A 24605-nucleotide genomic window follows, 5' to 3' on the forward strand; every position below is an offset into this window, starting at 1 on the left:
CCGTTCACTCCTGCGGCGGATAGACCCGATCGTCCGTCGCGGCATCCAGGAGCGGCACGGCGGCCGTCAGCGGGACGGATGCCGTCAGCGTCTCGACCGCGTCGGCCGACACGGGGTCTTCCGGAGCGCGATCGGCCCGGCGATCGCGCAGTGCGCCGGCCACTCCGCCCGAAACGGTCATCTCGACGGCCGCCTCGGTCGCGAGCACACGGGACGCGGCCACCTGCTGGGCGGCGAGCTCGGCGTAGAGCCCGTCGTGCGCGAGCAGCTCGGCGTGGGTACCGGACTCGACGATGCGCCCCGCCTCGAGCACGTGGATCACGTCGGCGCCCATCACGGTCGAGAGTCGATGTGCGATCGAGATCGTCGTCCGGCCCTTCGCGGCCTCGTCGAGCGCCTCCTGCACGACGCGCTCCGACACCGTGTCGAGGGCCGACGTCGCCTCGTCGAGCAGCAGGACGGGAGGGTCTTTCAGCAGCACGCGCGCAATGGCGATGCGTTGCTTCTCGCCGCCGGACAGACGGTATCCGCGCTCGCCCACCACGGTGTCGTAGCCGTTCTCGAACCCCGAGATGATGTGATGGATGTTCGCCGCCGTGGCCGCCTCGACCAGCTCCTCCTCGCTCGCGTCGGGCTTGGCGTACAGCAGGTTCTCGCGGATGGTCGCGTGGAAGAGGTAGGTCTCCTGCGACACGATGCCCACGTCGTCGATGATCGATTCCTGCGTGAGCGTGCGCACGTCGGCGCCGGCGAAGAGTACGGCTCCGCCGCGGGCCTCGTACAGGCGCGGAGCGAGGTAGAGCACCGTGGTCTTTCCCGCTCCGGACGGACCGACGAACGCCACGTGCTGGCCGGGCTCGGCGACGAACGAGACCCCGTCGAGGGTGGGCCGGGCGTCATCGGTCGCGTCGGGATAACGGAACACGACCTCGCGGAACTCGACGCGCCCTCGCGGCCCCGGAGCATCCGCCACCGGGAGCGCATCGGGGGCGTCCTCGATCTCGGGCACCAGGTCGAGATACTCGAAGATGCGCGCGAACAGGGCTGAAGAGGTCTGCAGATCGAGCGAGACGCGCATCAGGCCCATGAGCGGCTGCAGGAGTCGCGCCTGCACCGTGGTGAAGGCGACGACGGTGCCGGCGGTGATCGCGCCGGTCCCTCCCGCGATGAGGTAGCCCGAGACCAGGTAGATGATCGCCGGCACGCTCGCCATGATGACCTGCACCACCGCGAAGAAGCCCTGGCCGCTCATCGCCCGACGCACCTGCAGGTGCACCTGGTTGCGGTTCTCGGCCTGGTAGCGCTGCGATTCCGCGCGCTGCCGGTTGAACGCCTTCGACAGCAGCATGCCCGAGACGCTCAGGGTCTCCTGCGTGATCGAGGTGAGCTCCGACAGGGACTCCTGGGTCTCGCCCGCGATCCGCGCACGCACCTGCCCGACCCGGCGTTGCACGATGATCAGGAACGGCATGAGGATGATCGCGATGAGGGTCAGACGCCAGTCGATCAGGATCATCGCCACGAGCGAGGCGATCACGGTGACCGCATTGCCGAGGATGCTCGTGACGGTGTTCGTCAGCACACCGGAGACACCGCCGACATCGTTCTGCAGGCGCGACTGGATCACGCCGGTCTTGGTGCGGGTGAAGAACCCCAGCTCCATCGCCTGGAGGTGCTCGAACAGGCGCACCCGCAGATCTCCTGTGACGCTGTTGCCGACGGTCGAGGTGAGCCACGTCTGCGCCACGCCGAGCGCCGCGGACCCGAGGAAGAGCCCCATCATGGCGACCACGAGCCAGACCAGGAGCTCGAGGTGCGGACCGCCGCCGTCGACGGGGAAGAGCGCATCGTCGAACACGCGCTGCACGATCAGCGGCGGGATCACGGCGATGCCCGCGCCCAGCACGACGAGGATGCCGGTCACGACGATCCGCCACTTGTAGGGGCGGAAGAGCGTCACCACTCGGGCTCCGAGGCCGCTGATGCGCGGAGCCTCGGCGTTCAGCCGGCGCTGCGCATCTTCGTCGACACCGCGGAAGCCCCCGGGATGCCTCCCACCCATTCCGCCGCCCATGCTCATGAGGTCAGCGTAGCCAGCGGTGGGGACATCGGGGTCGCGGCGTCCGCCCTCAGCAGATATATCGCCCGCTCGGAATGAAATGTCCGATCCTGTGGTTACGCTGAATGATCCTGGCGCACTCGCGCACCGTTCTCTCTCTTTCCTGTGCCCTGGAGGCCGTATGTCTGCCGTCGACACCGGGTCGATCCCGACCACCGCTCCCGCCGACGGGACGATCGCGCGTTCCGACATGCGGGTGATCTGGCTGCTCCTGGTCGCCGCGTTCGTGGCGATCCTCAACGAGACCACTATGGGGATCGCGATCCCCCACCTCAACACCGACCTCGGCATCCCGCCCGAGCTCGGTCAGTGGCTCACCAGCGCCTTCATGCTCACCATGGCCGTCGTGATCCCGACGACCGGGTTCATCCTTCAGCGCTTCACGACGCGTCAGGTGTTCATCGCCGCGATGATCTCGTTCTCGCTCGGCACCCTGGTGTCGCTGATCGCCCCCGGTTTCGCCGTGCTGCTCGTCGGCCGCGTGATCCAGGCCGTCGGCACGGGAATCATGATGCCGCTGCTCATGACGACGATCATGAACGTCGTGCCCCCGCAGTCGCGCGGGCGCATGATGGGTCGCGTCGGCATGGTGATCTCCCTCGCTCCCGCGACGGGCCCCGTGCTCGCGGGCGCCGTGCTCGAGGTGTTCAACTGGCGCGCGCTGTTCGCGATCATCCTTCCGATCGCCCTGATCGCCCTCGCCATGGGCATCCGCTGGATGACGAACCTCGGCGAGACGCGCCGTATGCCCCTCGACGTTGTCTCCATCCCGCTCGCCGCTCTCGGCTTCGGTGGAATCGTGTTCGGCATCAGCCAGCTCGGCGGCGAGGGCGCCGGAGCCGGTGCGACAACGGGCGTCATCGCGCTCGTCGTGGGCGTCGTCTCGCTCGGGCTGTTCGTCTGGCGTCAGCTCGTGCTCCAGCGCGTCGACGACGCGCTGCTCGACCTGCGCGTCTTCCGTTCGACGAACTTCACCTTCTCGGTGATCATCATGTCGATCCTCGCGCTGTCGATGTTCGGAACGCTCACGCTGCTCCCGCAGTACCTGCAGAACGTCGTCGGACTCGAGTCCTTCTCCGCGGGCCTCATCCTGCTCCCCGGTTCGGTGCTGATGGGTCTGCTCGGCCCGATCATGGGTCGCGTGTACGACGCGCGCGGCACGCGCCCGCTGCTGATCCCCGGCACGATCCTGGTCTCTGCCGCGCTGTTCTTCTACTCGACCGTCAGCGAGCACACCGAGTGGTGGGTGCTGGTGATCGTGCAGGCCGTGATGTCGGTCGGCCTCGCGATGTCGTTCACGCCTCTGTTCTCGGCATCGCTCGGTTCACTGCAGCGTTCGCTCTACTCGCATGGCTCGGCCGTGCTCAACACCATGCAGCAGGTGGCGGGGGCGGCCGGTGTCGCGGTGTTGCTCGTCACCTACTCGGCGATCCTGCACTCGGGCGAGGAGCAGGGTCTCTCGACCGCACTGGCCGGTGCACCGGGCGCGCGCATGGCGTTCCTGATCGCGGCCATCATCTCGCTCGCGGCCGTGGCGTTGAGCCCGTTCGTCCGGAAGCCGGCCGACGACGCCGGCGGAGAGTTCCACGGCGGACACTGACGCCGCATGGCGGCGTCTGGCGCTTATCCCGTCTTCTTCGGAGCGGGGAAGTGGCAGACGCCGCCGCTGCAGAGGCCCGCGGCTTCCCCGTCGAGAAGGTTGAGGGTTCCGGGCAGAGGTGCCAGCCCGAGGGCGGCGTCCTGCTCGGTGGTGTCTCCCTGCTGATCGGTCATCCCTCGATCGTACGCCTGTCCTGAGGCAGCGGCGTCGATCCGGGTGTTGCGTCGCGCCCGCGCGGCGTAACGTTCGCTGTGGACACGAGAGTCGAGGCGAAGGAGCAGCGATGATCATCACTCCCCCGGATGCGGCATCCGTCGCGGGGCACGCCGCCGAGATGTACGCCGACGACATAGCCGAAGACGGATTCGTCTACGTCCACACCCAGGCGATGGCGATCAATCCCGAGGCGCACGCCGCCTTCGAAGAGCTGATACGGGCCGTCGTGCCGTCGATCGGCGTGCGGGTCTACGAGGCTGCGACCCTCGGCGCCGCACGCGCGATCGGTTCGACGCACTGTCTGCTGGCGCACGGTCGACGCGCTCTCGCCGTCGGGGTGCTCGACGAGGCCGGCCTGGCGGCGTTCACGGCTCACGACGATCGCGGATTCGGCCCGGCCGAGCAGGCGGTCGTGCGCTACTCGGCCCGCCTGTCGACCACACCCCGGGCGATGACGGATGCCGATTCCCAGGAGCTGCGCGATCTCGGGTTCACCGATCGGCAGATCGTCGACATCACGCTCGCGGCGTCACTCCGCAACTATTTCAGCCGCGCACTGCAGGCCCTCGCGGTGCCCGTCGACGCCGTGCCGGGGCTTCCCCCGGGTACGGCGGCCGCTCTCATCCGCCTCGCCGGCGACTCCGAGGCATCCTCGTCGCCAGCGGACGGATAGCCGCTCCCCCTACGGTGGAGAGATGATCACGCGTTCGATAGCCCGTCTCTTCTGGGCCCTCAGCCGTTGGACGCTCGTCGGGCGCGACGCCGTCCCCACGCGGCCCACGATCCTCATCGGAGCACCGCACACCTCGAACTGGGACTTCGTCCTCATGCTCGCGATCGCCTGGCGGCTCGGGATCGATGTGCACTGGCTCGGCAAGAAGAGCCTCTTCCGCGGCTGGAAAGGCCCGATCATGCGACGACTCGGCGGTGTCCCCGTCGATCGCGAGAACCCGGGGCGGGTCGTGTCCGACGTCGTCGGCCAGGTGCATGCGGGCGAGGTCTTCGGTCTCGTCATCACGCCGGACGGCACGCGCGGGGGCAACGACTTCTGGAAGTCGGGTTTCTACCGCATCGCGACCGAGACCGGGATGCCGCTGACGCTCGGTTTCGTCGACCGAACGACCATGACGACGGGGCTCGGCCCGACGATCGAAGTCACCGGCGACGTGCGCTCCGACATGGACCGAATCCGCGCCTTCTACGCCGACAAGGCGGGCGTGCGCCCGGAACGCCGCACCGAACCGCGCCTGCGCGAGGAGCAGCCGACCGATACGCCCATCGGCTGAGGAATCACTCCTCGGATGCCTCGACCTCGGCGCGCGCATAGTCGAGGTCGTCGTCCGACAGCGTCTCCTGCATGCCGACCACCGCACCGGTGATCTCGCGGATCTCCTCGCGCACGGCGTCGGTGAGGTGAGGGAGGTCACCGTCGAGCAGGGTGCGTCGCGCGTCGATGGAGAGCTGCGGCCACCAGTCGCGGATCGGTGGAAGAGTCATGCGGTCATTCTCCCCTTCGGGTCGCGCGTCTGGACAGGCATCCGACCCAATCGACAGACTGAGTCCATGAGTGCTGCGTCCGAGTTCGACGACCGTGCGGATGGTCGCGACGAGACCCCCAACGAGCGGGCTGATCGCAACTGGGACGAGTTGCTGCAGGAACTGCGGGTGATGCAGACCGGCACGCAGATCCTCACGGGATTCCTGCTCGCCGTCGCCTTCCAGCCGCGCTTCACCGACATGGACGAGCTGCAGCGCGATCTGTACGTCGTGCTGGTGGCGCTGGCCGCGATCGCCACGATCCTCGCCCTCGCGCCTGTGGGGATGCACCGCGCTTTCTTCGGCCGACGGCGCAAACCCGAACTCGTGCACATCGCCGCGCGCATCGTGAAGATCGATCTCCTCGTCATTGGAGCGCTGACGATCGGGGTGACCACTCTCATCGTCGACTTCACCGTGAATCGCACCGCGGGTCTCATCGCCCTCGTCGCCGCGGTCGTCGCGGTCGGTGCCCTGTGGGTCGTTCTCCCGCGCATCATCCGCAACTCGGTGCGGCCGGGCGACAGCCCGAAGGACTGACCCGACCGCACCCCGACGCGCCGCTCCCCTGACGCGCGGCCGTGCGGATCGCTCCCTTCAGCGCCCCGCAGGCTCTCGGTTCTCCGCACTCACCATCCAGGCGAACTGCTCGAGGCGTTCGATGATGGCGTGGAGAAGATCTGCGGAGGTCGGGTCCTCGTCGTCGACGGCATCGTGCACATCGCGCAGTGTGCCGACCGTGGCCTCGAGGCGCTCGGTGATGAGGTCGACCGTCTCGGTGGTCGACACCTCTCCCGCCGGGAACTCCGGGAGAGAGGTCGCTGCGGCGATCGTGGCGCTCCGGCCGTCCGGCACGGCGTGCAGTGCACGCATGCGCTCGGCGATCGTGTCGCTGAATGCTCGCGCGTCGTCGATGATCTCGTCGAGCTGGCGGTGCATGTCGCGGAAGTTCCGACCGACGACGTTCCAGTGCGCCTGCTTCCCCTGCAGGGAGAGTTCGAGCAGATCGACGAGCACGGCCTGCAGATTCGCCGCCAGCGTCGACGAGGCGGTGAAGCCCTTCTCCGCGTTCTGGGTGCGCGTCGTCTTCGCGCCGCGCTTACTCGTGCCGGTCTTCTTCGCGGCCGACGTGGACGTGGTCTTGCTTGCCATTTTCTGACCTCCTGAAGGCGAACGTATCGTTCACCATCCGCCTTTCCGAGGGGGTTGACACCCCGGCACGGCAACACCGAACGTAGGCAGGTGACCGCACGAGAAAAGACATCGCAGAATCATCCGCACGAGGGCGCGACCCTCGAGATCTCCCCTCTTCGGGAGGAGGACGCCGGTGAAGTGCTCACGATTCAGCGCGCCGCGTTCGTCTCGGAGGCGCAGATCTACGGCAGCGCCGACATGCCGCCGCTGACGCAGACCCTCGACGAAATGCGCGCGGAACTCGCCGCGGGCGAGGGTTTCGCCGCCCGTCTCGACGGTCGGGTGGTCGGTGCGATCCGCTTCCGAGACGGCACCGACCTCCTCCTGATCGGACGGATCGCGATCGCCCCCGATATGCAGGGGGAAGGAATCGGACGGGCGCTCCTGGAAGCAGCCGAGCAGGCATCGGCGGCCCCGGAGGCCGAACTGTTCACCGGCAGCCTGAGCGAGGCGAACATCCGCCTGTACGAGGCGTGCGGCTACGTGGAGAGCGAGAGGATCCCCGACGGGGACGGGACCGAGCAGGTGTTCCTGCGAAAGCTGTTGCCCAGGTGAGAGGTTCCTCCGAACCGGCGCGTCGAGGTTGAAAGCGCGTCCCCGTTTCGGCATCGTGGCCCGGACACGTCGCGACCGCGGCGTGCCCCAACCGGAAGGAGAGTCTCGTGCTCACCCTCACCGATAACGCCTCCGCCATCGTCACCACCCTCGTGAGCCGCCAGAGCGAAGCTCCGGATGCCGGCCTCCGCATCCACTCCACCGAGGCCCAGGGCCCCAGCGGCGAGTCCCGCCTGGCCGTGCTGGTGACGACCGATCCCGAGCCGCAGGACCAGGTGGTCGAGATCTCGGGAACGCGTCTGTTCCTCGATGAGACCGCCGCCGTCGCCCTCGACGACAAGATCCTCGACGCGGGCGTCGACGACGAGGGGGCCGTGTCGTTCGCGGTCCTGCCCCAGGTCGCCTGACCCACAGACTTCGGATGCCGCGGCTCACCAGAGCCGCGGCATCCGCTGTGTCCGGCCGATCCCGTAGGTTGGGAGCAGAGCCGCGATCGCCGCGGACCCGAAGGCACCACCATGAAGATCGCCCTCCTGCGCCGCTACGTCGTCCTCGCCGAGACGCTCCACTTCCCGCGTGCCGCGGAGTCGCTCGGCATCCCCCTCGCCTCGCTCTACACGTCGCTCGACAAACTCGAGGAAGAGGTCGGGCACGCGCTGATCAATCGTGAGGGCACGCCGCGACTCACGCACGTCGGCGAGCTCTTCCTCGTCGAGGCGCAGGCCGCCGTCGCTGCTGCGCCCCCGCCCGCCCCAAAGAACGTCGCCCCGGCGGGCGGCAAGGCCAAGGCATCGAAGGGCAAAGGCAGGGCCCCGATCGTGAAGGGCCAGCCCAAGCCGTACAAGAAGCGTCAGGGGCGCTGACGCTCAGAGTTCGGCGACGTTCCCGTCGGTGACGTTCCAGCGCCGGTTCGTCTCGACGGCGTCGAGCATCCGCCGATCGTGCGTGACGAGCAGCAGCGTGCCCGTGTACGACTCGAGGGCCTGTTCCAGCTGCTCGATCGCCGGCAGATCCAGGTGGTTCGTCGGCTCGTCGAGCACGAGCAGGTTCACACCGCGTGCCTGCAGCAACGCGAGCGCCGCGCGGGTGCGCTCCCCCGGAGACAGGCCATCGACCGGCCGCGTGACGTGGTCGGCCTTGAGTCCGAACTTGGCCAGCAGCGTGCGCACGTCGGCCGACGCCATCTCGGGCACGAGCAGTTCGAAGGCATCCGCGAGCGCCGCGTCGCCGACGAGGAGGGAGCGCGCCTGGTCGATCTCGCCGATCTGCACGCTGCTGCCGAGGCTCGCGCTCCCCTCGTCGGGGCTGCGCGTGCCGAGAAGGGTTCGCAGAAGCGTCGACTTTCCTGCACCGTTCGGACCCGTGATCCCGATGCGGTCGCCCGCATCGACCTGGAGCGTCACCGGTCCGAGCGTGAAGGTCCCCTGTCGGACGACCACCCCGTTCAGCGTCGACACGACGGTGCTGGAGCGCGGTGCGGACCCGATCGTGAACTCGAGCTTCCACTCCTTACGGGGCTCCTCGACCTCGTCGAGGCGCGCGATGCGGCTCTCCATCTGGCGCACCTTCTGAGCCTGCTTCTCGCTCGACTCCATCGACGCCTTGCGCTTGATCTTGTCGTTGTCGGGAGACTTCTTCATGGCGTTGCGCACGCCCTGGCTCGACCACTCGCGCTGCGTCCGCGCCCGGGCGACCAGATCGGCCTTCTTCTCGGCGAACTCGTCGTACTGCTCGCGCAGATGTCGCTTGACCGTCGCGCGCTCCTGGATGAACGCGTCGTACCCGCCGCCGTAGAGGCGGTTGGTCCCCTGCGCGAGGTCGAGCTCGAGCACCTTCGTCACGCTGCGCGCCAAGAACTCGCGGTCGTGGCTGACCAGCACCACGCCGCCGCGAAGACCTCGCACGAACGCCTCCAACCGATCCAGGCCGTCGAGATCGAGGTCGTTCGTGGGCTCGTCGAGCAGCACGACGTCGAACCTCGAGAGCAGCAGCGCCGCCAGACCGACCCGCGCCGCCTGGCCGCCCGAGAGCGCCGTCATCATCGATTCGGGGGTCAGCGCGCCGCCGCTCGACGACCCGAGATCGGCCAGCACCGCCGGCAGACGTTCGTCGAGGTCGGCCGCCCCGCTCGCGAGCCAGCGGTCGAGAGCGGTCGAATAGGCATCGGCCGGGTCGACACCGGGTGCCGCGAGCGAGGGATCGCCGAGAGCCTCGGCCGCGGCATCCATCTGTCTCGTCGCTTCGGCACAGCCCGTGCGACGCGCGATGTAGTCCGCGACGCTCTCGCCCGCGACGCGCTCGTGCTCCTGCGGCAGCCACCCGACGAAGGCGTCGGCCGGTGCGAGCGCGACGCTCCCCTCGATCGGAGCATCCGCCCCCGCGAGCAGGCGCAGGAGGGTGGACTTGCCGGCGCCGTTCGCGCCCACCACGCCGATGACGTCGCCGGGAGCGACCGTCAGGTCGACACCCTCGAAGAGGACGCGGTGGCCGTACCCACCGGAAAGGTTCTGGGCGACGAGGGTGGCGGTCATCAGACCATCCTCTCAGCCCGAGAGGTCAGTCCCAGTCGAGGTAGTCCTCGATCGCCCAGGAGGTCGCCCCCATGTGGGTGAACGGGAAGAGGTATCCGCCGCCGTCGACGCCCACGACGCTCACGCGGTCGGGGGCTGCGGCCTGCAGCTTCTCGCCGTTGACGACCGGGGCGATCGGGTCGTCGGTGCCCTGCACCACGAGCACCGGGAGCCCCTCGGCGAGCGGAGCGGGGGTCTCCCACGCGGCGGCCTGCAGTGCGTCGACCTCGGCGTCGCGGGCCGGGGCGGGGATCGCGGCGAGCGCCTCGGCCGAAGGGCCGGTCTCGTCCACGCCGAGCAGGAGCACGCCGTTGACACGATCGTGGTGGTCGAGAGCGACGACGCGTGCCACCGCACCGCCGAAGGCGTGACCTCCGACCCAGGCATCCGAGATCGAGAGGTGCGACATGACGTCGACGACGTCCTGCGCGAGGTCGTGCATCGTGACCGCGGCATCCGAGGGGCGACGCGAGCCGATGCTCACGACCCGGAAGTCCTCCTCCGACACGGAGTGCGACAGCAGCTCGAGGTAAGTGACGTTCAGACCGTGCCCGGCGATCAGGATCAGTGCGGGGCCCTCACCCTCTGCGGTGAAGGGGATCGCGCGTCCTGCGGGTTCGAAGATCTGAATGTCAGCCATAGTGCGGCAGTCTCCTTTTGTGAGGTGGGCCTTACCCAGCGTACCGGGCGGTCGCGGAAGTCACGAAGCCGGGTGCCGCACATGCGGCCCCGCCGCACAGGCCAGGGGCGTACTGTCGGAGAAGGAACTGACCCTGGTTCTCCGATGATGGGAATCACGTTGTCCGACGCCGCACCCCGCTCCACTGCCGCTCTGCTCTCACTCGGTCTCCTCGCCGGCTCCTCGATGGAGAACGAGCGACGACTGCCGATCCACCCCCACCATTTCGACCGCATCGACCCGGACCTCCGGGCGCGCATGGTCGTCGAGCGCGGATACGGCGCCGACTTCCGGCTCTCCCCCGGCTACATCGAGTCGCGCGTCGGACGAGTCGCCGACCGCGCCGAGGTGCTCGCCTCCGCCGATGTGCTGCTGCTGCCCAAGCCGCAGGCGGCCGATGTGGCCGCCATCCCCGCGGGGCGCACGCTGTGGGGCTGGCCGCACTGCGTGCAGGATGCCGCGATCACCCAGACCGCGATCGACAACCGCCTCACGCTGATCGCGTTCGAGGCGATGAACCACTGGACGCCGCAGGGAGACATGAGCCTGCACGTGTTCCATAAGAACAACGAGCTCGCGGGCTACTGCTCGGTGCAGCACGCGTTGAGCCTGGTCGGCTCGACCGGCGACTACGGTCCACGCCTCAGCGCGGTCGTGATCGGCTTCGGAGCGACGGCGCGCGGCGCGGTCACCGCGCTCAACGCGCACGGCATCCACGACATCCAGGTGCTCACGCAACGCGGAGTGGCGGCCGTCGGCTCTCCCATCCACAATGCGCACATGACGCAGCTGAACACCGATGGCAGCGGGGCCACCCACCTCAGCACGGTCGTCACGGATGCCGGTGACGTGCTGTTGCCGGACTTCCTGGCGTCGCACGACATCGTCGTCAACTGCACACTGCAGGACGTCGCGGCGCCGATGACCTATCTGCGCACGGAGGACCTGCAGGGATTCACGTCGGGAAGTCTCATCATCGATGTCTCCTGCGACGAGGGCATGGGATTCGAGTGGGCGACACCCACGACCTTCGACGAACCGATGTTCACCGTCGGCGAAGGCGTCGATTACTACGCCGTCGACCACAGCCCCTCGTACCTCTGGAACTCGGCGACCTGGGAGATCAGCGAGGCGACGCTGCCCTTCCTCCGCTCGGTGATGGAGGGAGAGGCCTCCTGGGACGCGAGCAGCACGCTCGCCCGCGCGATCGAGATCCGCGACGGCGTGGTCCAGAATCCGAGCATTCTCAGCTTCCAGGACCGCGACCCGGCATACCCGCATCCGCAGATCGAGCGACGTCCGTCGGCGGCGTGATGACCGTGCGCCCGCGCCCGTCGATCTAGGCTGGGGAGATGCTCGCCGCTCTCATCCGCCCCGTCGAATCGCACACCGTCGAGGTCGCCGGCGCGTCCCTCGACGACGTGTACGCGCAGATCTCGAGCCATGCACCGGACGGGTTCGACCTCGTCTCGGCCCCGGTACGGATGCTCAAGGGCACGGCGGGCATCCAGGCGACGGCCCGGTTCGATCGCCGAGACGGCGTCCGCGAGATCTCGGCCGACGACATGGGCGCGCTCGAGGCGCAGGTTCCCGAGGGCTGGCAGATGCTCTCGGTGTGGACGCTCTAGCGGCTGACTCGGCTAGATCTCCCGCTTCAGTCCGACATGGGCGGTCTGGTACCCGTGTCGGGTGTAGAAGGCGCGAGTCCGCTCCCGCGCATCGTCGGTGGTGACCTGCGACAGCCGGGCCCCGCGCACTCGCCCGAATTCGTGCGCCCACTCGAGCATCGCCGCGCCCAGCCCTTGTGACCGCGTCCCTGCAGCGACGCGCAGTCCCTCGATCTGGAGCCGCGTCGACCCACCGCGGGAGAGGCCCGGGATGACGGTCAGCTGCATCGTGGCGACCGCGTGATCGTCGCTGTCGCGGACGACCCCCAGGTAGTTGGATCCGTCGCGCGCGACCGCGCTGAAGGCCGCCTCGTAGCGCTCGAGCTCGACGCTCTCCCGATCCCGGCCGAACTGATCGTCGAGAAGCAGCGCGGCGATGGCCCCGATGTCGTCTCGATTCGCCCGTTCGAGCCGAAACTCTCGGCCCGCCACCTGCAGGCGTCCCCGCACGGACGACCGCGCATCCGCCTGCAGCCGGGCGACGAGGAGGTCGAGCCATCCGCCGACGTTCGCGCGAGCCTCCGCCGTGTCGGGGTAGCGGCATCTCAGGTGCAGGCCCGACTCATCCAGGATGAACCACAGCATGACCCCGTCCGTGTCGGTCGCCGCGCTGACGTATTGGGCGTCGAGGCCGACGGAGTCGATGCGCACGGGAAGCCTGCGCAGGTCGAGCCACGAGATCGCGAACATCCCGGGGGCGACGGGCATGCCGCCCCACGGCGCGAGGACGTCCGCGAGCGGCCAGGCGCCGAGTTGCACCGCCTCTTTGACTGCGGCCGCCGCCGCGAGCGGTTCTGCGACGTCCGACTCGAGGACGGAGTTGGTGATGAACCATCCGACCGAGTCGTGCCAGGTGTCCTCGAATCGGCTGTGCACGGGGAACACGGCGCGAAGCGGGGCATCCGCCAGTTCTCGGGTCACCGCGGTCATCGCGACGACGGCGCGCGCGAGGGTCGAGACGCCGTCGTCGCGCGCCTGTGCGGCGAAGGCCGCGGCATCGTCGACATCGAACACATCGCGCACCTCCACGCGCTCACGATGCGGCTCGGGAGTACCCAGCGACAACGGGAACTGCGGCATCACGCCACCGCTGCCGTCGATGATGTCCTCCCACCGCCGACGCACGTGGTCGGGTGCCGCATCCCGATCCAACAGAGTCTGCGTGTGTTCGACGAATGCCGGTGCCGGCCGCGACGTCGGCTGCGCACCGACGCGCCCGGCGTCGAGCGCGGACAGCAGGTCGCGCGCGATCACCAGCATCGACCACATGTCGACGTGCGCATGGTCCGCAGCGATCACGACCGTGAGACCGGCAGCGGTCTCCAACACGCAGAGGCGGTGCGACGGATGCCGGTACGGCGAGCACGCCTCATCGAGGACATCCCGCAATGCGTCGTTGACGGCCTGCCCCGAGCCGACCTGATGTTCGACCCAACTACCGGGACCGATCTCGATCTCGTGGAGCTCCGGCTCGCCGTCTGCACCGGCGACGAACGCCGTCCGCAGGGTGCCATGTCGAGCGATCACCTCCAGCCAGGCGTCGGCGATCGACGCGCGAGGAATCGGTGCAGGCAGCCGGAAGGAGAGCGCCATCCACGAGCCGGGTCGATCGCCCGCCCCGACATGGAGGCGCTGGTCGAACGACACGGGGAGGCGCCGTCCGGGCGCGGACGCGGTGACGTCGTATCCCCAGAGGCGTCCGAACGGGAGACGGAGGTGCGTCACATTGGTCAGGCGCATGGGTAGCACCATATATCCCCCAGATAACCTGGAGATCACACCGACCACCGAACCAATACGGTCATCACCGAGCGAGGAGCCTGATGCCCACATTCGAGGTGCCCGGAGCCGAGCTGGCCGTCGCCATGAGCGATGAAGGCGGACACCCGGTCGTCCAGCTGCACGGCCTCACCGCGAGCCGGGCGCGCGATCGAGGACTCGAGCTCGACCTCGGCCGAGGACTCAGCGGAACGCGACTGCTGCGCTACGACGCGCGCGGCCACGGCCGGTCAACCGGACGGAAGGTCCCCGAGGACTATCGCTGGCAGACCCTCGCCGACGACCTCCTGCGACTGCTCGACCACTGGTTCCCGGGCGAGCGCGTTCACGGCGTCGGCCCCTCCATGGGCACCGCGACACTGCTGCACGCTGCGACGATCGCGCCGGAACGCTTCACCGGACTCACGCTCATGGCGCCGCCCACGGCGTGGGATACCCGACCCGCTCAGGCCGCGAACTACCGAGCCGCGGCCGATCTCATCGACGCCGAGGGTATGGAGGCGTACCTCGCGAGCACGCGCGGCCCCGCACCCTCGCCAGAGGCCGAGGCCGTGCCCGATCCGGGGCCCGACGTCACCGAGACGCTTCTGCCGTCGGTCCTGCGAGGGGCGGCACTCAGCGATCTGCCCACGCCAGAGGCCGTCGCCCGCATCGAGGTGCCGACATCGATCCTGGCGTGGACCGACGACCCGGGGCATCCGCTGTCGACGGCGGAGGCACTCGTCGAGATCCTCCCGCACGCGACCCTGACGGTTGCGCGCGCGCCCGAGGACATCGAAGTCTGGCCCGAGGTGCTGAGGCAGGATCTCGGCCGTCACGGAGCGGTCAGCTGATCGCGCCGACCCCGCTCAGTTGTTGAAGCGGAACTCCACGACGTCGCCGTCCTTCATGACGTAGTCCTTGCCCTCGAGGCGGGCCTTGCCCTTGGCGCGGGCTTCGACGACCGATCCGGTCTCGACGAGGTCCTCGAACGAGACGATCTCCGCCTTGATGAAGCCCTTCTCGAAGTCGGTGTGGATGACACCGGCCGCCTGCGGAGCCTTGGCACCCTGCGGGATCGTCCAGGCGCGCGCTTCCTTCGGACCGGCGGTGAGGTACGTCTGCAGTCCGAGCGTGGCGAAGCCGATGCGGGCGAGCTGGTCGAGGCCGGACTCGTCCTGGCCGGTCGCCGCGAGCAGCTCGGCGGCGTCCTCGGGATCGAGGTCGATGAGTTCCGACTCGATCTTGGCGTCGAGGAAGATCGCCTGAGCCGGAGCGACGAGCGCGGCGAGCTCTGCCTTGCGTGCGTCGTCGGTGAGGACTGCCTCGTCGACGTTGAAGACGAAGATGACGGGCTTCACGGTGAGGAGCCCGAGTTCGCGGATGGGCTCGAGGTCGAGGCCGCTGACCGAGAGCAGCTGACCGCGCTCGAGAGCGTCCTTCGCCGCGATCGCCGCATCGAGGACCGACGGGTCGATCTTCTTGCCGCGGACTTCCTTCTCGTACCGGGTGATCGCCTTCTCGACGGTCTGGAGGTCGGCGAGCATCAGCTCGGCGTTGATCGTCTCCATGTCGGATGCCGGGTTCACCGCACCGTCGACGTGCACCACGTCGTCGTCGGCGAAACCACGCACGACCTGAGCGATCGCGTCGGCCTCGCGGATGTTCGCGAGGAACTGGTTGCCCAGCCCCTCCCCCTCGCTGGCGCCGCGCACGATGCCGGCGATGTCGACGAACGACACCGCAGCGGGCAGGATGCGCTCGCTGCCGAAGATCTCCGCGAGCTTGTCGAGCCGCGGGTCCGGCAGGTTCACCACGCCGACGTTGGGCTCGATCGTCGCGAACGGATAGTTCGCTGCGAGCACGTCGTTCTTGGTGAGTGCGTTGAAGAGGGTGGACTTGCCGACGTTGGGCAGGCCGACGATTCCGATAGTGAGAGCCACGGGGAACGAGTCTACCTGTCGCGGGATGGCCCGCCGGTTGACCGTTGCGCCCACGGGTGGCGTTGCCGCGCGAACGCCGTAACGATCGCACAACGCACGTACCCGCGGATCGCCCGCGTCACTAACCTCACACACATGCGAAAGCTCAGAGCCGTGGCATCCGCTTTCACCGCTGCGACCGCACTCGCGGCGCTCGTCGGCTGCACCGCCGTGCACCCGTCAGCCGTTCGCGTGAACTTCGATGGCTCGATCGACTACGTGACCTGCGTCGCCGATTCCTCGGACTGGTACGCGAGGTCGTTCGCGTCGGAGCGTGCGACCGGCGACGGCATCGACATCGTGCCCCTCTCCGACCTGAGGCCGTCCGCCGAGGGAGAGGTCGTGCATTTCTCCCGCCCGTCCGGTGCGTGGAAGACGTTATCGATCGGAGCATCCATTCATTCGACGATGACAGTTCACTCCGACGCGGTACCCCTGGGCGAGTGGCAGTGGCAGAACGACGACACCTGCGCGATAGCCGAGTAAGCGGAGCACTCGCCGCCCGCGATCACCCGGGGCAGGTGCTCGTCGGAGTTCCCTATTCGAGTCCGAAGGAGCGGCGGATGCCGTCGGCGACGATCAGCGCGATCACCACGCCCACGACGATGAGGGCTGTGACGGTGCGGCTGTGTCTGCGCGCCCATCCGATACGGGCTCTCGCGCCTGCAGGGTCGACCGCGCGCTCGACCATGCCTACCCGCGACGGGCGCGGAACGCCTTCGTCACGTATGGCAGATCGATGACTCCGTCGGTGAACTCGAGGTCGTCGAAGAGGGCGTCCATCTCCCGATGGATGCGCTCCCTTTCCTCGGGTGTCGCGGTGATCACCGCGCTGCGCGACGAGGCCATGCGGTGGAGCTGTTCGCGTGTCATCGGCCGCGACCATTCCCAGCTCTCGCTCTCGAGCGTGTCGAAGGGGGCGGCGATCACAGGATCACCCGCGGCCAGAGCCTCCTCCGCCGCGCTTCGGTGCATGATGCGACTGAGGTCGCGCACCCACTCGACACGCTCGTCGCGAATGTTCCAGATCAGCCCGAGCGCTCCGTCCGCGCGCACCGCACGTCCGATCTCGGCGGAGGCTCGGACCGGGTCGACCCAGTGCCAGGCCTGGCCGAGCACGACGGCGTCGAGGCTGTCGTCCGGCAGCGGAAGGGATTCGGCGGTGCCGAGGAACGTGGGCACGCCCGGCACGTTCTCGCGCAGGGCGGCGAGCATGGCCGGGTCAGGATCGATCGCGACGATCTGAGCCCCCGGAGCGTGCGCGATGGCTCGGGTGAGCTTGCCCGTTCCGGCCCCGACGTCCGCGACGCGCTGCGCACCGGCGGGCAAAATCTCGAGCATCCATGCCACCGCGTCGAAGGGGTACTCGGGTCGCCCCGCCTCGTAGTCCTGCGCCTGCGCGCCGAACGACGTCGCTCTGCTGTCCGCCATGTCGTCAGCATACGGCGCGCCGCCCGCCGCGAACTGGACGCTAGGGCGAGAGTGGATTCGTGCCCCTGGACTTCACAGCGATCGACTTCGAGACGGCGAACTCCAGCCCCGCCTCCGCCTGTTCCGTCGGCCTCGTGCGCGTGCGCGGCGGCGAGGTCGTGGCGCAGGCCGGGTGGCTGATCCAGCCCCCGCCCGGGCACGACGAGTTCCAGGAGTGGAACGTCCGCATCCACGGCATCCAGCCCGAAGACGTTCTCACGGCCGCCACGTGGACCGAGCAGTTCGACCGCCTGTGCGATTTCGCCGGGTCCGATGTGCTCGTCGCGCACAACGCCGGCTTCGACCTCAACGTGCTCCGCCGCGCATCCGAGGCAACCGGCGGCGTATGCCCTCCGTATCGCTCGCTCTGCAGCCTGCAGGTCGCGCGCAAGACCTACCAGCTCGACTCCTATCGCCTCCCGAAGGCGGCGGCAGCGGCCGGGTTCGCCGAGTTCTCGCATCACGATGCGCTGGCGGATGCTCGGGCCTGCGCGCAGATCGTGATCGATGCCGCGCGCCGCGCCGCGGCCTCGGACGTCGAGATGCTCGCCGAGATCTTGGGAGTGCGACTCGGTGGCGCGCCGGTCGTCCGCGAGGAGCGCGCCGTCGCCTGACCGGGACGCCTCCCGGCAATGTCGGTGGCCAGGGGCATCATGAGCACATGGATGCTCCCCTGATCGTTCTCCTCGTCATCGCCGCTCTGTGCGCCGGGGCGGCGCTCGGCTGGTTCCTGCGCGCCGGCCGAGGTGCCGCCGAGTTCGCTCGCGTACAGGCCGAGCTCGCCGCGGCCCGCGACGATCGCGATCGCCAGTACGACCTCTACCGCGATGCCGTCGAGCACGCGCGCGTCGAGCAACGAGCGGAGGCGCAGCGGGTGCAGCAGCAGAACGCCGTGCTCACCGCGCTCGCCCCGGTGCGTGAGAGCCTGCAGCAGATGCAGCAGAAGGTCGCGACGATCGAGCAGGAGCGCCACGCCCAGTTCGGCTCACTCGCCGAGCAGTTGCGGCGAGCGCAGGAGTCCGATGAGGCGCTGCGCGCGACGACGGAGTCGCTCGCCGGAGCGCTGCGCTCGACCGCCACGCGCGGCGTCTGGGGCGAGACCCAGCTGCGGCGCGTGGTCGAGGCGGCGGGATTGACGCGGCACGTCGACTTCGACCTGCAGACCACGATCTCGTCGGACCGCGGGCAGGGCCGACCCGACATGGTGATCCGTCTCGCCGGCGGCGCCTCGATCGCCGTCGATGCCAAGGTGCCGCTCGACGCGTACCTCGAGGCGTCGGCGCTGCCCTCGGGCGATGCTCACGAGGCCCAGCGCCGCGTACACATGCAGAAGCACGTCAAGGCGGTGCGCGCACACGTCGATGCACTCGCGAAGAAGGCGTACTGGGCCGGGCTCGATTCCAGTCCCGAGTTCGTGATCTGCTTCCTCCCCAGCGAATCCCTGCTCGCCGCCGCGATCGACGAGGACCCGACCCTCCTCGACTACGCGTTCGGTCGACGCGTGGCTCTCGCCTCCCCGGTCAATCTCTGGGCCGTCCTGAAGACCGTTGCGTACACGTGGACGCAGCAGGAGGTGTCGACCGAGGCCCGCACGCTCCTGAACCTCGGCACGCAGCTGTACGACCGTCTCGGGACCCTCGCAGGTCATGCCGACGACCTCCGCCGCGCGCTGGAGCGCACGGTCGACAGCTACAACCGCTTCGCCGGGTCGCTCGAGACCCGCGTCCTCGTGACCGCACGCCAGTTCCCCGGCATCGACGCGACCACGCTCGATGCCCAGCCAGCGCGCATCACCGCGAGCGCGCGCCGATTCACGGCATCAGAACTGGTCGAGGAACCGGTCCGCGAAGAGACCGTTCAGGCAGAGATCGGTGCGGTGCGTGACAGGATCGACGCTCCGATCACACCGGAACGCCACTGAGCAGGATGATGACGAGTCCGCTGGTCGCGAGGAAGGCCCCGATCATCCACCAGGCGCTCATCTCCTGCCCCTCGGCACGGCGCTTGCGGAAGAGCACATCGGCGCGACGAGCCGGATCGACGACCGGCTGAGCGGCAGGCACAGCAGGCGTGGCCGCCGCGATGCTGCCCTCGGCATCCGCCGCGCTCACGCGGAGAATGCGTCCGGTGTTGGTGGTGACGATCTTCGTCGGCGCGGCCTTCGAGCTGCGTGTCTGCGGCGTGGTCATGTGTTCGCCCTCCTGTGCCTGCGGTGCCAGATGGCTCCGTCCTCGGCGACAAACCCAGGCTCAAGTCTGACACGACCCACGAAGAATCGCAGGATCGGGCGCGCAGGAGGGATACCGGGTCGGTAACGATGCCGAGGCCCCCGACACGCGCCGGAAGCCTCGATGCCTCATCCCGCGAGGATCACAACCACTTCGAGACGAGGTGCTCCGAGGCGATCCGTCGCAGCGTTCCCGACGCCCCGCGCAGTACGACGCTCTCGGTGTACACGTACCCGCGCTCGCGGCGCACGCCGGCGACGAGCTGGCCGTCCGTGACACCGGTCGCGACGAAGATCGTGTTGTTGCCCTGCACCAGATCATCCGCCTCGTACACGCGATCCATCTCGAGTCCCGCGTCGATCCCGCGCTGGCGCTCGTCATCGTCGCGCGGCCAGAGGCGTCCCTGGATGTGTCCACCAAGTGCCTTGATCGCGCAGGCGGTGACGATGCCCTCCGGGCTGCCGCCGACGCCGACGCACATGTCGGTGCGCGCGTCATGGCGTGCCGCGTTGATCCCACCGGCGACGTCACCGTCGCTCATCAGACGCGTACCCGCGCCCGCATCACGGATCTCCTGGATGAGCTGCTCGTGACGGGGCCGGTTGAGCACCGACACGACGATCTCGTCGACGGGCTTCTCGAGTGCGCCGGCGAGGCGGCGGATGTTCTCGCCGATCGGGAGGCGGATGTCGACGACACCGACGCCTGCGGGCCCCGTGACGAGCTTGTCCATGTAGAAGACGGTCGACGCATCGAGCATCGATCCGCGGTCCGAGACCGCGATGACCGAGAGCGCGTTCTGCCGTCCCGCAGCCGTGAGCGAGGTGCCGTCGATCGGGTCGACGGCGATGTCGCACTCGGGACCGCGTCCCGTTCCGACGACCTCGCCGTTGAACAGCATCGGAGCGTTGTCCTTCTCGCCCTCGCCGATCACCACACGCCCCTGGAAGTCGACCGTGCCGAGGAAGGCGCGCATCGCGTCGACGGCCGCACCGTCGGCGGCCTCCTTCGCTCCCCGCCCGATGAACGGCACGGCGCGGATCGCGGCCGCCTCCGTCGCCCTCACCAGCTCCATCGCGAGGTTGCGGTCGGGTCGAAGCGGGCTCAGATCAGCAGTAAGACTCACCATGGGGTCAGCCTAGCCAGCGGGCAGGGGCGAAATGCCCTGTTTTCCCCGTCGAGACCGTGAAGGATTTGCGTTTCTTAACAGAACAGCAGGAGACACGCACCGGCATCGCGCACCGGCCCCCGGCATCCGTCCACGCTCCCGGCTAGAGTGACTGCTGTCCCAGGCTTCATCTACCGCAGGAGTTCTCATGCCCGTCGCCACCCCGGATCAGTACGCCGAAATGCTCGACCGCGCGAAGGCCGGCGGCTTCGCGTACCCCGCGTTCAACGTCTCGAGCTCGCAGACGATCAACTCCGTCCTCCAGGGGCTGACCGAGGCCGGCTCCGACGGCATCATCCAGGTCACGACCGGTGGCGCGGACTACTTCGCCGGCCACACCGTCAAGGGCCGCGCGACCGGCGCCCTCGCCTTCGCCCGCTTCGCGACCGAGGTCGCCAAGAACTACCCGATCACGGTCGCCCTCCACACCGATCACTGCCCGAAGGACGCCCTCGCCGGCTTCGTCGAGCCGCTGATCTCCGCCTCCGAAGAAGAGGTGAAGGCCGGCCGCAACCCGATCTTCCAGTCGCACATGTGGGACGGCTCGGCCGTGCCGCTCGCCGAGAACATCGAGATCGCGAAGGACCTCCTCCCCCGCATGAAGGCGATCAACGCGATCCTCGAGGTCGAGATCGGCGTCGTCGGCGGCGAAGAGGACGGCGTCCAGCACGAGGGCTCGAACGATGCCCTGTACACGACCTTCTCCGACGTCGACCAGGCCGTCCAGGCACTCGGTCTCGGCGAGCAGGGCCGCTACATCGCCGCCCTCACCTTCGGCAACGTGCACGGCGTCTACAAGCCGGGTGGCGTGAAGCTGCGCCCCGAGCTGCTCGGCGACATCCAGGCCGAGGTCGCCGCCAAGTACGGCACGGGCCCCAAGCCCCTCGACCTCGTCTTCCACGGCGGCTCGGGCTCGACCGACGAGGAGATCGCCACCGCGGTCGCGAACGGTGTCATCAAGATGAACATCGACACCGACACGCAGTACGCCTACACGCGTGCGATCGCCGACTACATGTTCAAGAACTACGACGGCGTGCTGAAGGTCGACGGCGAGGTCGGCAACAAGAAGCAGTACGACCCGCGCGCCTGGGGCAAGATCGCCGAGACCGCGATGGCCGCCCGCGTCATCGAGTCCACTCGCCAGCTGGGCTCGTACGGTCAGTCGAAGAGCTGACCCACCGCACGAGAAGAACGGGTGCCCTGCCGCGAGGCGGGGCACCCGTTCTTCTTCTTCTGCGTAGCGGCAGGGCGCGATCGATCAGGAGCCGGTGCCGCCCTGCATGTAGGCGACGAACGCGGGGTCTCCCATCATCGGGATCGCGATGCAGATCGCCGCGATGCCCAGCGTCACCACGGCACCGACCAGGGGCAGCCACCAGGTGAGCTTCCCGCGGCGCAGGCGACGGATCGAGAGAGTCGCCGTCAGCGCCCACCCGGTGATGAGCACCACGGAGGCGATCGTCCCCCAGAGTCTGCCCTGTGCGAAATTGGTGAACTCGCCGGAGGCGCCCAGCACCGACAACACCTGGTTCATCACGTTGGGAAGGTCGAGGTACTGCAGACCGGTGACCACGACGTTCACCAGCCCGTAGGCGAGAAGTCCGATCGTCACGAAGCGGTCCACCGGGTGCGCGCGCCGGGGTGCATCCGTAGCGGCGTCCGCGGCCGGCAGCGCGACAGCCGGCTCGACCGGCGGCAGTTCGGAGAGAGGCGGGAGACCGGCGGCACGCCGCTGCTCCTCGGGAGTGGCGATCTCGCCGTACTGGGGCCGCTGTTCGCTCATCCCGCCATGCTAACGGCCGCGCCTGTCCCGGGCTCCCAGCGGAAGGTCCTCCGATAATGGTGGCGGCCCCGGAGAAGTGGGGACTTCTCGGGGCCGCGGACGAGGAGCGCTGGGGACGCATCCTCATCCCAGTCAGTTGCGAGGGACTGGGGATCCTGCTCGCAACCCGTAGTGCCGTGATGCACAGACGCCTACGCCTACAAGGATAGGCAACGGCGGAATCCTCTGCCACTGAGGTTTTTCAGATAGTGAACTCCGGCCCGGGATCGCCCCCGCCGAGCGCATCCGCCCCGAGCTGGATCGACAGCCGCCGGGCCGCCCTCTGCAGCTTCGCCACCAGCTCGCGGTCGACGATCGCCTGATCCGACGGCAGCGAGATCGCGAGTGAGGCGGTGACGTTGGGCGCGATGACGGGCACCGCCACGCAGGTCGCGCCGATGACGTACTCCTCCTGGTCGAGGGTCCACCCCGGGGAATGCTCGAGCTGCGTCAGCAGCGTGCGCCGATCGCTGATGGTCCGAGGAGTGAGTTCCTCGAGACGATGACGCGAGAGGTAGTCGAGACGGTCGTCATCGGGAAGCTCCGCCAGGATCTGCTTGCCCAGCGCCGTCGCGTGCCCGCTCGACTGCAGTCCGACCCACAGCTCGACACGCGGGTTCTGCTCGGCGTCGACGATGTCGATGAGGTGCATCTCCCCGTCGTCGTAACGTGAGAGGTACGCCGTGGCCCCGACCTCGTCGGTGACCGACCGCAGCGCCGCCCGTACGCGGGCGAGGAAGACTCCGCGGGTGTCGATCTCGCGCTGGAAGGTCGGAAATCGCGCCCCGAGCACGAGCCCGTCGGGTTCGGCCGACAGGTACCCCTCGTGGATGAGCGTGCGCACGAGGTTGTAGGTGGTGCCGGGCGTGAGCCCGGTGATCGCCGCCAGCATCTTGGTCGGCAACGGACGGGGAGAGTTGGCGACGATGTCGACCAGGCGAAGAGCCCGCTGCACCGATCCGATGAGCGTGGGTTCCGCCTCGGCGGCGCTCAACGCTATGCGCCTCCTCCGGTCGCGCGTCCGCCCAGGGCCCGATCGTCGCGCTTGCCCGAAGCATCCTGACGCAGTTCTTTCGGCAGCGAGAACATGAGGTCCTCCTCGGCCGTCTTCACCTCTTCGACGTCGCGGTAGCCGGCGTCGCCGATCGCGTCGAGCACCTCGCGCACGAGGACCTCGGGAACGGATGCCCCGCTCGTCACGCCGACCGTCTCGACGCCGTCGAGCCACTCCTGCTGGATCTCCTCGGCGTAGTCGATGCGGTACGCGGCCTTGGCCCCGTACTCGAGCGCGACCTCGACCAGGCGCACGCTGTTCGAGGAGTTCGCGGAGCCGACCACGATGACGAGATCCGCACCGACAGCGACCTTCTTGATCGCGACCTGACGGTTCTGCGTCGCGTAGCAGATGTCGTCGGACGGCGGGTTGTGCAGTTCGGGGAAGCGCGTGCGCAGGCGGTTGACGGTCTCCATCGTCTCGTCGACGGAGAGCGTGGTCTGCGACAGCCACACGACCTTGTTCGGGTCCTTCACGACGACCGTGTCGGCCTCGTCCGGCGAGTTGACGATCGTCACGTGATCCGGAGCCTCACCCGCGGTGCCCTCGACCTCTTCGTGCCCGTCGTGACCGATGAGCAGGATCTCGAAGTCGTCACGGGCGAAGCGCACGGCCTCGCGATGCACCTTGGTGACCAGGGGGCAGGTCGCGTCGATCGCGTGCAGGCCGCGGTCGGATGCCGCGTTCACGACGGCCGGCGAGACGCCGTGCGCACTGAAGACCACGTGCGCCCCGGCCGGAACCTCGTCGACCTCCTCGACGAAGATCGCCCCCTTGGCCTCGAGCTCGCTCACCACGTGGATATTGTGGACGATCTGCTTGCGCACGTAGACCGGAGCGCCGTAGCGTTCGAGAGCCTTCTCGACGGCGACGACGGCGCGATCGACACCCGCGCAGTATCCGCGCGGCGCGGCGAGCAGCACGCGCTTGCGTCCGGCCACCGCGTTATCCTGAAGCCTCCCGGCCGCCGCACGCACGCGTGGG

General features: G+C 68.7%; 29 protein-coding genes. 14 read left to right on the plus strand and 15 right to left on the minus strand.

Annotated elements, in window-relative coordinates; translation table 11 throughout:
* Positions 1–4: 4 nt before the first annotated feature.
* On the minus strand, positions 5–2074 hold the full coding sequence (locus tag KZC52_RS05130; RefSeq protein ID WP_247624708.1) for an ABC transporter ATP-binding protein: 2070 nt from the start codon (positions 2072–2074) through the stop codon (positions 5–7).
* A gap of 166 nt (positions 2075–2240) precedes the next feature.
* On the opposite strand from KZC52_RS05130, the gene KZC52_RS05135 reads away from it, so the two are divergent.
* Positions 2241–3719 carry an MDR family MFS transporter gene (locus KZC52_RS05135; protein WP_247622980.1) on the plus strand — a complete coding sequence of 493 codons (1479 nt, stop codon included), beginning with the start codon at positions 2241–2243 and terminating at the stop codon, positions 3717–3719.
* A gap of 23 nt (positions 3720–3742) precedes the next feature.
* Here KZC52_RS05135 and KZC52_RS05140 read toward each other — a convergent pair whose 3' ends face one another.
* Positions 3743–3892: a hypothetical protein gene (locus KZC52_RS05140; RefSeq protein WP_247622981.1), complete on the minus strand. Its 150-nt coding sequence runs from the start codon at positions 3890–3892 to the stop codon at positions 3743–3745.
* A 110-nt stretch (positions 3893–4002) separates the two neighbouring features.
* Here KZC52_RS05140 and KZC52_RS05145 point away from each other — a divergent pair, with 110 nt between their 5' ends.
* Together KZC52_RS05145 and KZC52_RS05150 are read left to right on the plus strand one after the other, a co-directional pair.
* A complete protein-coding gene (locus tag KZC52_RS05145; RefSeq protein WP_247622982.1) occupies positions 4003–4608 on the plus strand; it encodes a carboxymuconolactone decarboxylase family protein in 606 nt (201 codons plus the stop codon).
* 22 nt (positions 4609–4630) lie between these two features.
* Positions 4631–5221 (plus strand): 1-acyl-sn-glycerol-3-phosphate acyltransferase, encoded by a 591-nt coding sequence (locus KZC52_RS05150; protein ID WP_247622983.1) that lies wholly within the window; start codon positions 4631–4633, stop codon positions 5219–5221.
* A 4-nt stretch (positions 5222–5225) separates the two neighbouring features.
* Here KZC52_RS05150 and KZC52_RS05155 read toward each other — a convergent pair whose 3' ends face one another.
* Positions 5226–5432: a hypothetical protein gene (locus KZC52_RS05155; RefSeq protein ID WP_247622984.1), complete on the minus strand. Its 207-nt coding sequence runs from the start codon at positions 5430–5432 to the stop codon at positions 5226–5228.
* Between the two features lie 66 nt (positions 5433–5498).
* On the opposite strand from KZC52_RS05155, the gene KZC52_RS05160 reads away from it, so the two are divergent.
* The gene (locus KZC52_RS05160; RefSeq protein ID WP_247622985.1) at positions 5499–6011 is read left to right on the plus strand and encodes a DUF6328 family protein; all 513 of its coding nucleotides are present in this window, start codon (positions 5499–5501) and stop codon (positions 6009–6011) included.
* 57 nt (positions 6012–6068) lie between these two features.
* On the opposite strand, the gene KZC52_RS05165 is transcribed toward KZC52_RS05160, so the two are convergent.
* Positions 6069–6623 (minus strand): Dps family protein, encoded by a 555-nt coding sequence (locus KZC52_RS05165; RefSeq protein WP_247622986.1) that lies wholly within the window; start codon positions 6621–6623, stop codon positions 6069–6071.
* Positions 6624–6713: 90 nt separating this feature from the next.
* Between KZC52_RS05165 and KZC52_RS05170 the strand changes: the two genes are divergently transcribed.
* From KZC52_RS05170 to KZC52_RS05180, 3 genes are all read left to right on the plus strand, one after another.
* Positions 6714–7220: a GNAT family N-acetyltransferase gene (locus KZC52_RS05170; RefSeq protein WP_247622987.1), complete on the plus strand. Its 507-nt coding sequence runs from the start codon at positions 6714–6716 to the stop codon at positions 7218–7220.
* Between the two features lie 107 nt (positions 7221–7327).
* Positions 7328–7627: a Fe-S cluster assembly protein HesB gene (locus KZC52_RS05175; RefSeq protein WP_247622988.1), complete on the plus strand. Its 300-nt coding sequence runs from the start codon at positions 7328–7330 to the stop codon at positions 7625–7627.
* A 111-nt stretch (positions 7628–7738) separates the two neighbouring features.
* Positions 7739–8083 carry a LysR family transcriptional regulator gene (locus KZC52_RS05180; protein WP_247622989.1) on the plus strand — a complete coding sequence of 115 codons (345 nt, stop codon included), beginning with the start codon at positions 7739–7741 and terminating at the stop codon, positions 8081–8083.
* A 3-nt stretch (positions 8084–8086) separates the two neighbouring features.
* Here the strand turns inward: KZC52_RS05180 and KZC52_RS05185 are convergent, their stop codons facing one another.
* On the minus strand, positions 8087–9751 hold the full coding sequence (locus KZC52_RS05185) for an ABC-F family ATP-binding cassette domain-containing protein (RefSeq protein ID WP_247622990.1): 1665 nt from the start codon (positions 9749–9751) through the stop codon (positions 8087–8089).
* 25 nt (positions 9752–9776) lie between these two features.
* Positions 9777–10430, minus strand: a complete 654-nt coding sequence (locus tag KZC52_RS05190) for an alpha/beta fold hydrolase (protein WP_247622991.1) — start codon at positions 10428–10430, stop codon at positions 9777–9779.
* 144 nt (positions 10431–10574) lie between these two features.
* On the opposite strand from KZC52_RS05190, the gene KZC52_RS05195 reads away from it, so the two are divergent.
* Both KZC52_RS05195 and KZC52_RS05200 read left to right on the plus strand, forming a co-directional pair.
* A complete protein-coding gene (locus tag KZC52_RS05195; protein ID WP_247622992.1) occupies positions 10575–11783 on the plus strand; it encodes a N(5)-(carboxyethyl)ornithine synthase in 1209 nt (402 codons plus the stop codon).
* Between the two features lie 38 nt (positions 11784–11821).
* On the plus strand, positions 11822–12097 hold the full coding sequence (locus KZC52_RS05200) for a hypothetical protein (RefSeq protein ID WP_247622993.1): 276 nt from the start codon (positions 11822–11824) through the stop codon (positions 12095–12097).
* Between the two features lie 12 nt (positions 12098–12109).
* On the opposite strand, the gene KZC52_RS05205 is transcribed toward KZC52_RS05200, so the two are convergent.
* Positions 12110–13876 (minus strand): GNAT family N-acetyltransferase, encoded by a 1767-nt coding sequence (locus tag KZC52_RS05205; protein ID WP_247622994.1) that lies wholly within the window; start codon positions 13874–13876, stop codon positions 12110–12112.
* A gap of 83 nt (positions 13877–13959) precedes the next feature.
* Between KZC52_RS05205 and KZC52_RS05210 the strand changes: the two genes are divergently transcribed.
* Entirely contained in the window at positions 13960–14748 is a 789-nt protein-coding gene (locus KZC52_RS05210) for an alpha/beta fold hydrolase (protein ID WP_247622995.1), read from the plus strand.
* Between the two features lie 15 nt (positions 14749–14763).
* Here the strand turns inward: KZC52_RS05210 and ychF are convergent, their stop codons facing one another.
* Positions 14764–15837 (minus strand): redox-regulated ATPase YchF, encoded by a 1074-nt coding sequence (gene ychF / locus KZC52_RS05215; RefSeq protein WP_247622996.1) that lies wholly within the window; start codon positions 15835–15837, stop codon positions 14764–14766.
* Between the two features lie 135 nt (positions 15838–15972).
* Between ychF and KZC52_RS05220 the strand changes: the two genes are divergently transcribed.
* The gene (locus KZC52_RS05220) at positions 15973–16362 is read left to right on the plus strand and encodes a hypothetical protein (RefSeq protein WP_247622997.1); all 390 of its coding nucleotides are present in this window, start codon (positions 15973–15975) and stop codon (positions 16360–16362) included.
* Positions 16363–16414: 52 nt separating this feature from the next.
* Here the strand turns inward: KZC52_RS05220 and KZC52_RS05225 are convergent, their stop codons facing one another.
* Both KZC52_RS05225 and KZC52_RS05230 read right to left on the minus strand, forming a co-directional pair.
* Entirely contained in the window at positions 16415–16567 is a 153-nt protein-coding gene (locus KZC52_RS05225) for a hypothetical protein (protein ID WP_247622998.1), read from the minus strand.
* Between the two features lie 2 nt (positions 16568–16569).
* The gene (locus tag KZC52_RS05230; protein ID WP_247622999.1) at positions 16570–17307 is read right to left on the minus strand and encodes a class I SAM-dependent methyltransferase; all 738 of its coding nucleotides are present in this window, start codon (positions 17305–17307) and stop codon (positions 16570–16572) included.
* Between the two features lie 59 nt (positions 17308–17366).
* Between KZC52_RS05230 and KZC52_RS05235 the strand changes: the two genes are divergently transcribed.
* Together KZC52_RS05235 and KZC52_RS05240 are read left to right on the plus strand one after the other, a co-directional pair.
* A complete protein-coding gene (locus KZC52_RS05235) occupies positions 17367–17960 on the plus strand; it encodes a 3'-5' exonuclease (RefSeq protein WP_247623000.1) in 594 nt (197 codons plus the stop codon).
* A gap of 47 nt (positions 17961–18007) precedes the next feature.
* The gene (locus tag KZC52_RS05240; RefSeq protein ID WP_247623001.1) at positions 18008–19267 is read left to right on the plus strand and encodes a DNA recombination protein RmuC; all 1260 of its coding nucleotides are present in this window, start codon (positions 18008–18010) and stop codon (positions 19265–19267) included.
* Here the strand turns inward: KZC52_RS05240 and KZC52_RS05245 are convergent.
* A complete protein-coding gene (locus KZC52_RS05245) occupies positions 19248–19535 on the minus strand; it encodes a hypothetical protein (RefSeq protein WP_247623002.1) in 288 nt (95 codons plus the stop codon). The genes KZC52_RS05240 and KZC52_RS05245 overlap by 20 nt on opposite strands.
* A gap of 181 nt (positions 19536–19716) precedes the next feature.
* Positions 19717–20703 carry a class II fructose-bisphosphatase gene (gene glpX, locus KZC52_RS05250; protein ID WP_247623003.1) on the minus strand — a complete coding sequence of 329 codons (987 nt, stop codon included), beginning with the start codon at positions 20701–20703 and terminating at the stop codon, positions 19717–19719.
* A gap of 187 nt (positions 20704–20890) precedes the next feature.
* Between glpX and fbaA the strand changes: the two genes are divergently transcribed.
* Positions 20891–21919 carry a class II fructose-bisphosphate aldolase gene (gene fbaA, locus KZC52_RS05255; protein WP_247623004.1) on the plus strand — a complete coding sequence of 343 codons (1029 nt, stop codon included), beginning with the start codon at positions 20891–20893 and terminating at the stop codon, positions 21917–21919.
* A gap of 84 nt (positions 21920–22003) precedes the next feature.
* Here the strand turns inward: fbaA and KZC52_RS05260 are convergent, their stop codons facing one another.
* The 3 genes from KZC52_RS05260 to KZC52_RS05270 form a co-directional block, all read right to left on the minus strand.
* Positions 22004–22528, minus strand: a complete 525-nt coding sequence (locus KZC52_RS05260) for a DUF6264 family protein (RefSeq protein WP_247623005.1) — start codon at positions 22526–22528, stop codon at positions 22004–22006.
* Between the two features lie 241 nt (positions 22529–22769).
* Positions 22770–23561, minus strand: a complete 792-nt coding sequence (locus KZC52_RS05265; RefSeq protein WP_247623006.1) for an IclR family transcriptional regulator — start codon at positions 23559–23561, stop codon at positions 22770–22772.
* Between the two features lie 2 nt (positions 23562–23563).
* The gene (locus KZC52_RS05270; protein ID WP_372491557.1) at positions 23564–24562 is read right to left on the minus strand and encodes a 4-hydroxy-3-methylbut-2-enyl diphosphate reductase; all 999 of its coding nucleotides are present in this window, start codon (positions 24560–24562) and stop codon (positions 23564–23566) included.
* Positions 24563–24605: the final 43 nt, after the last annotated feature.

The sequence above is a fragment of the Microbacterium galbinum genome (genome assembly GCF_023091225.1).
GTDB lineage: Bacteria > Actinomycetota > Actinomycetes > Actinomycetales > Microbacteriaceae > Microbacterium > Microbacterium galbinum.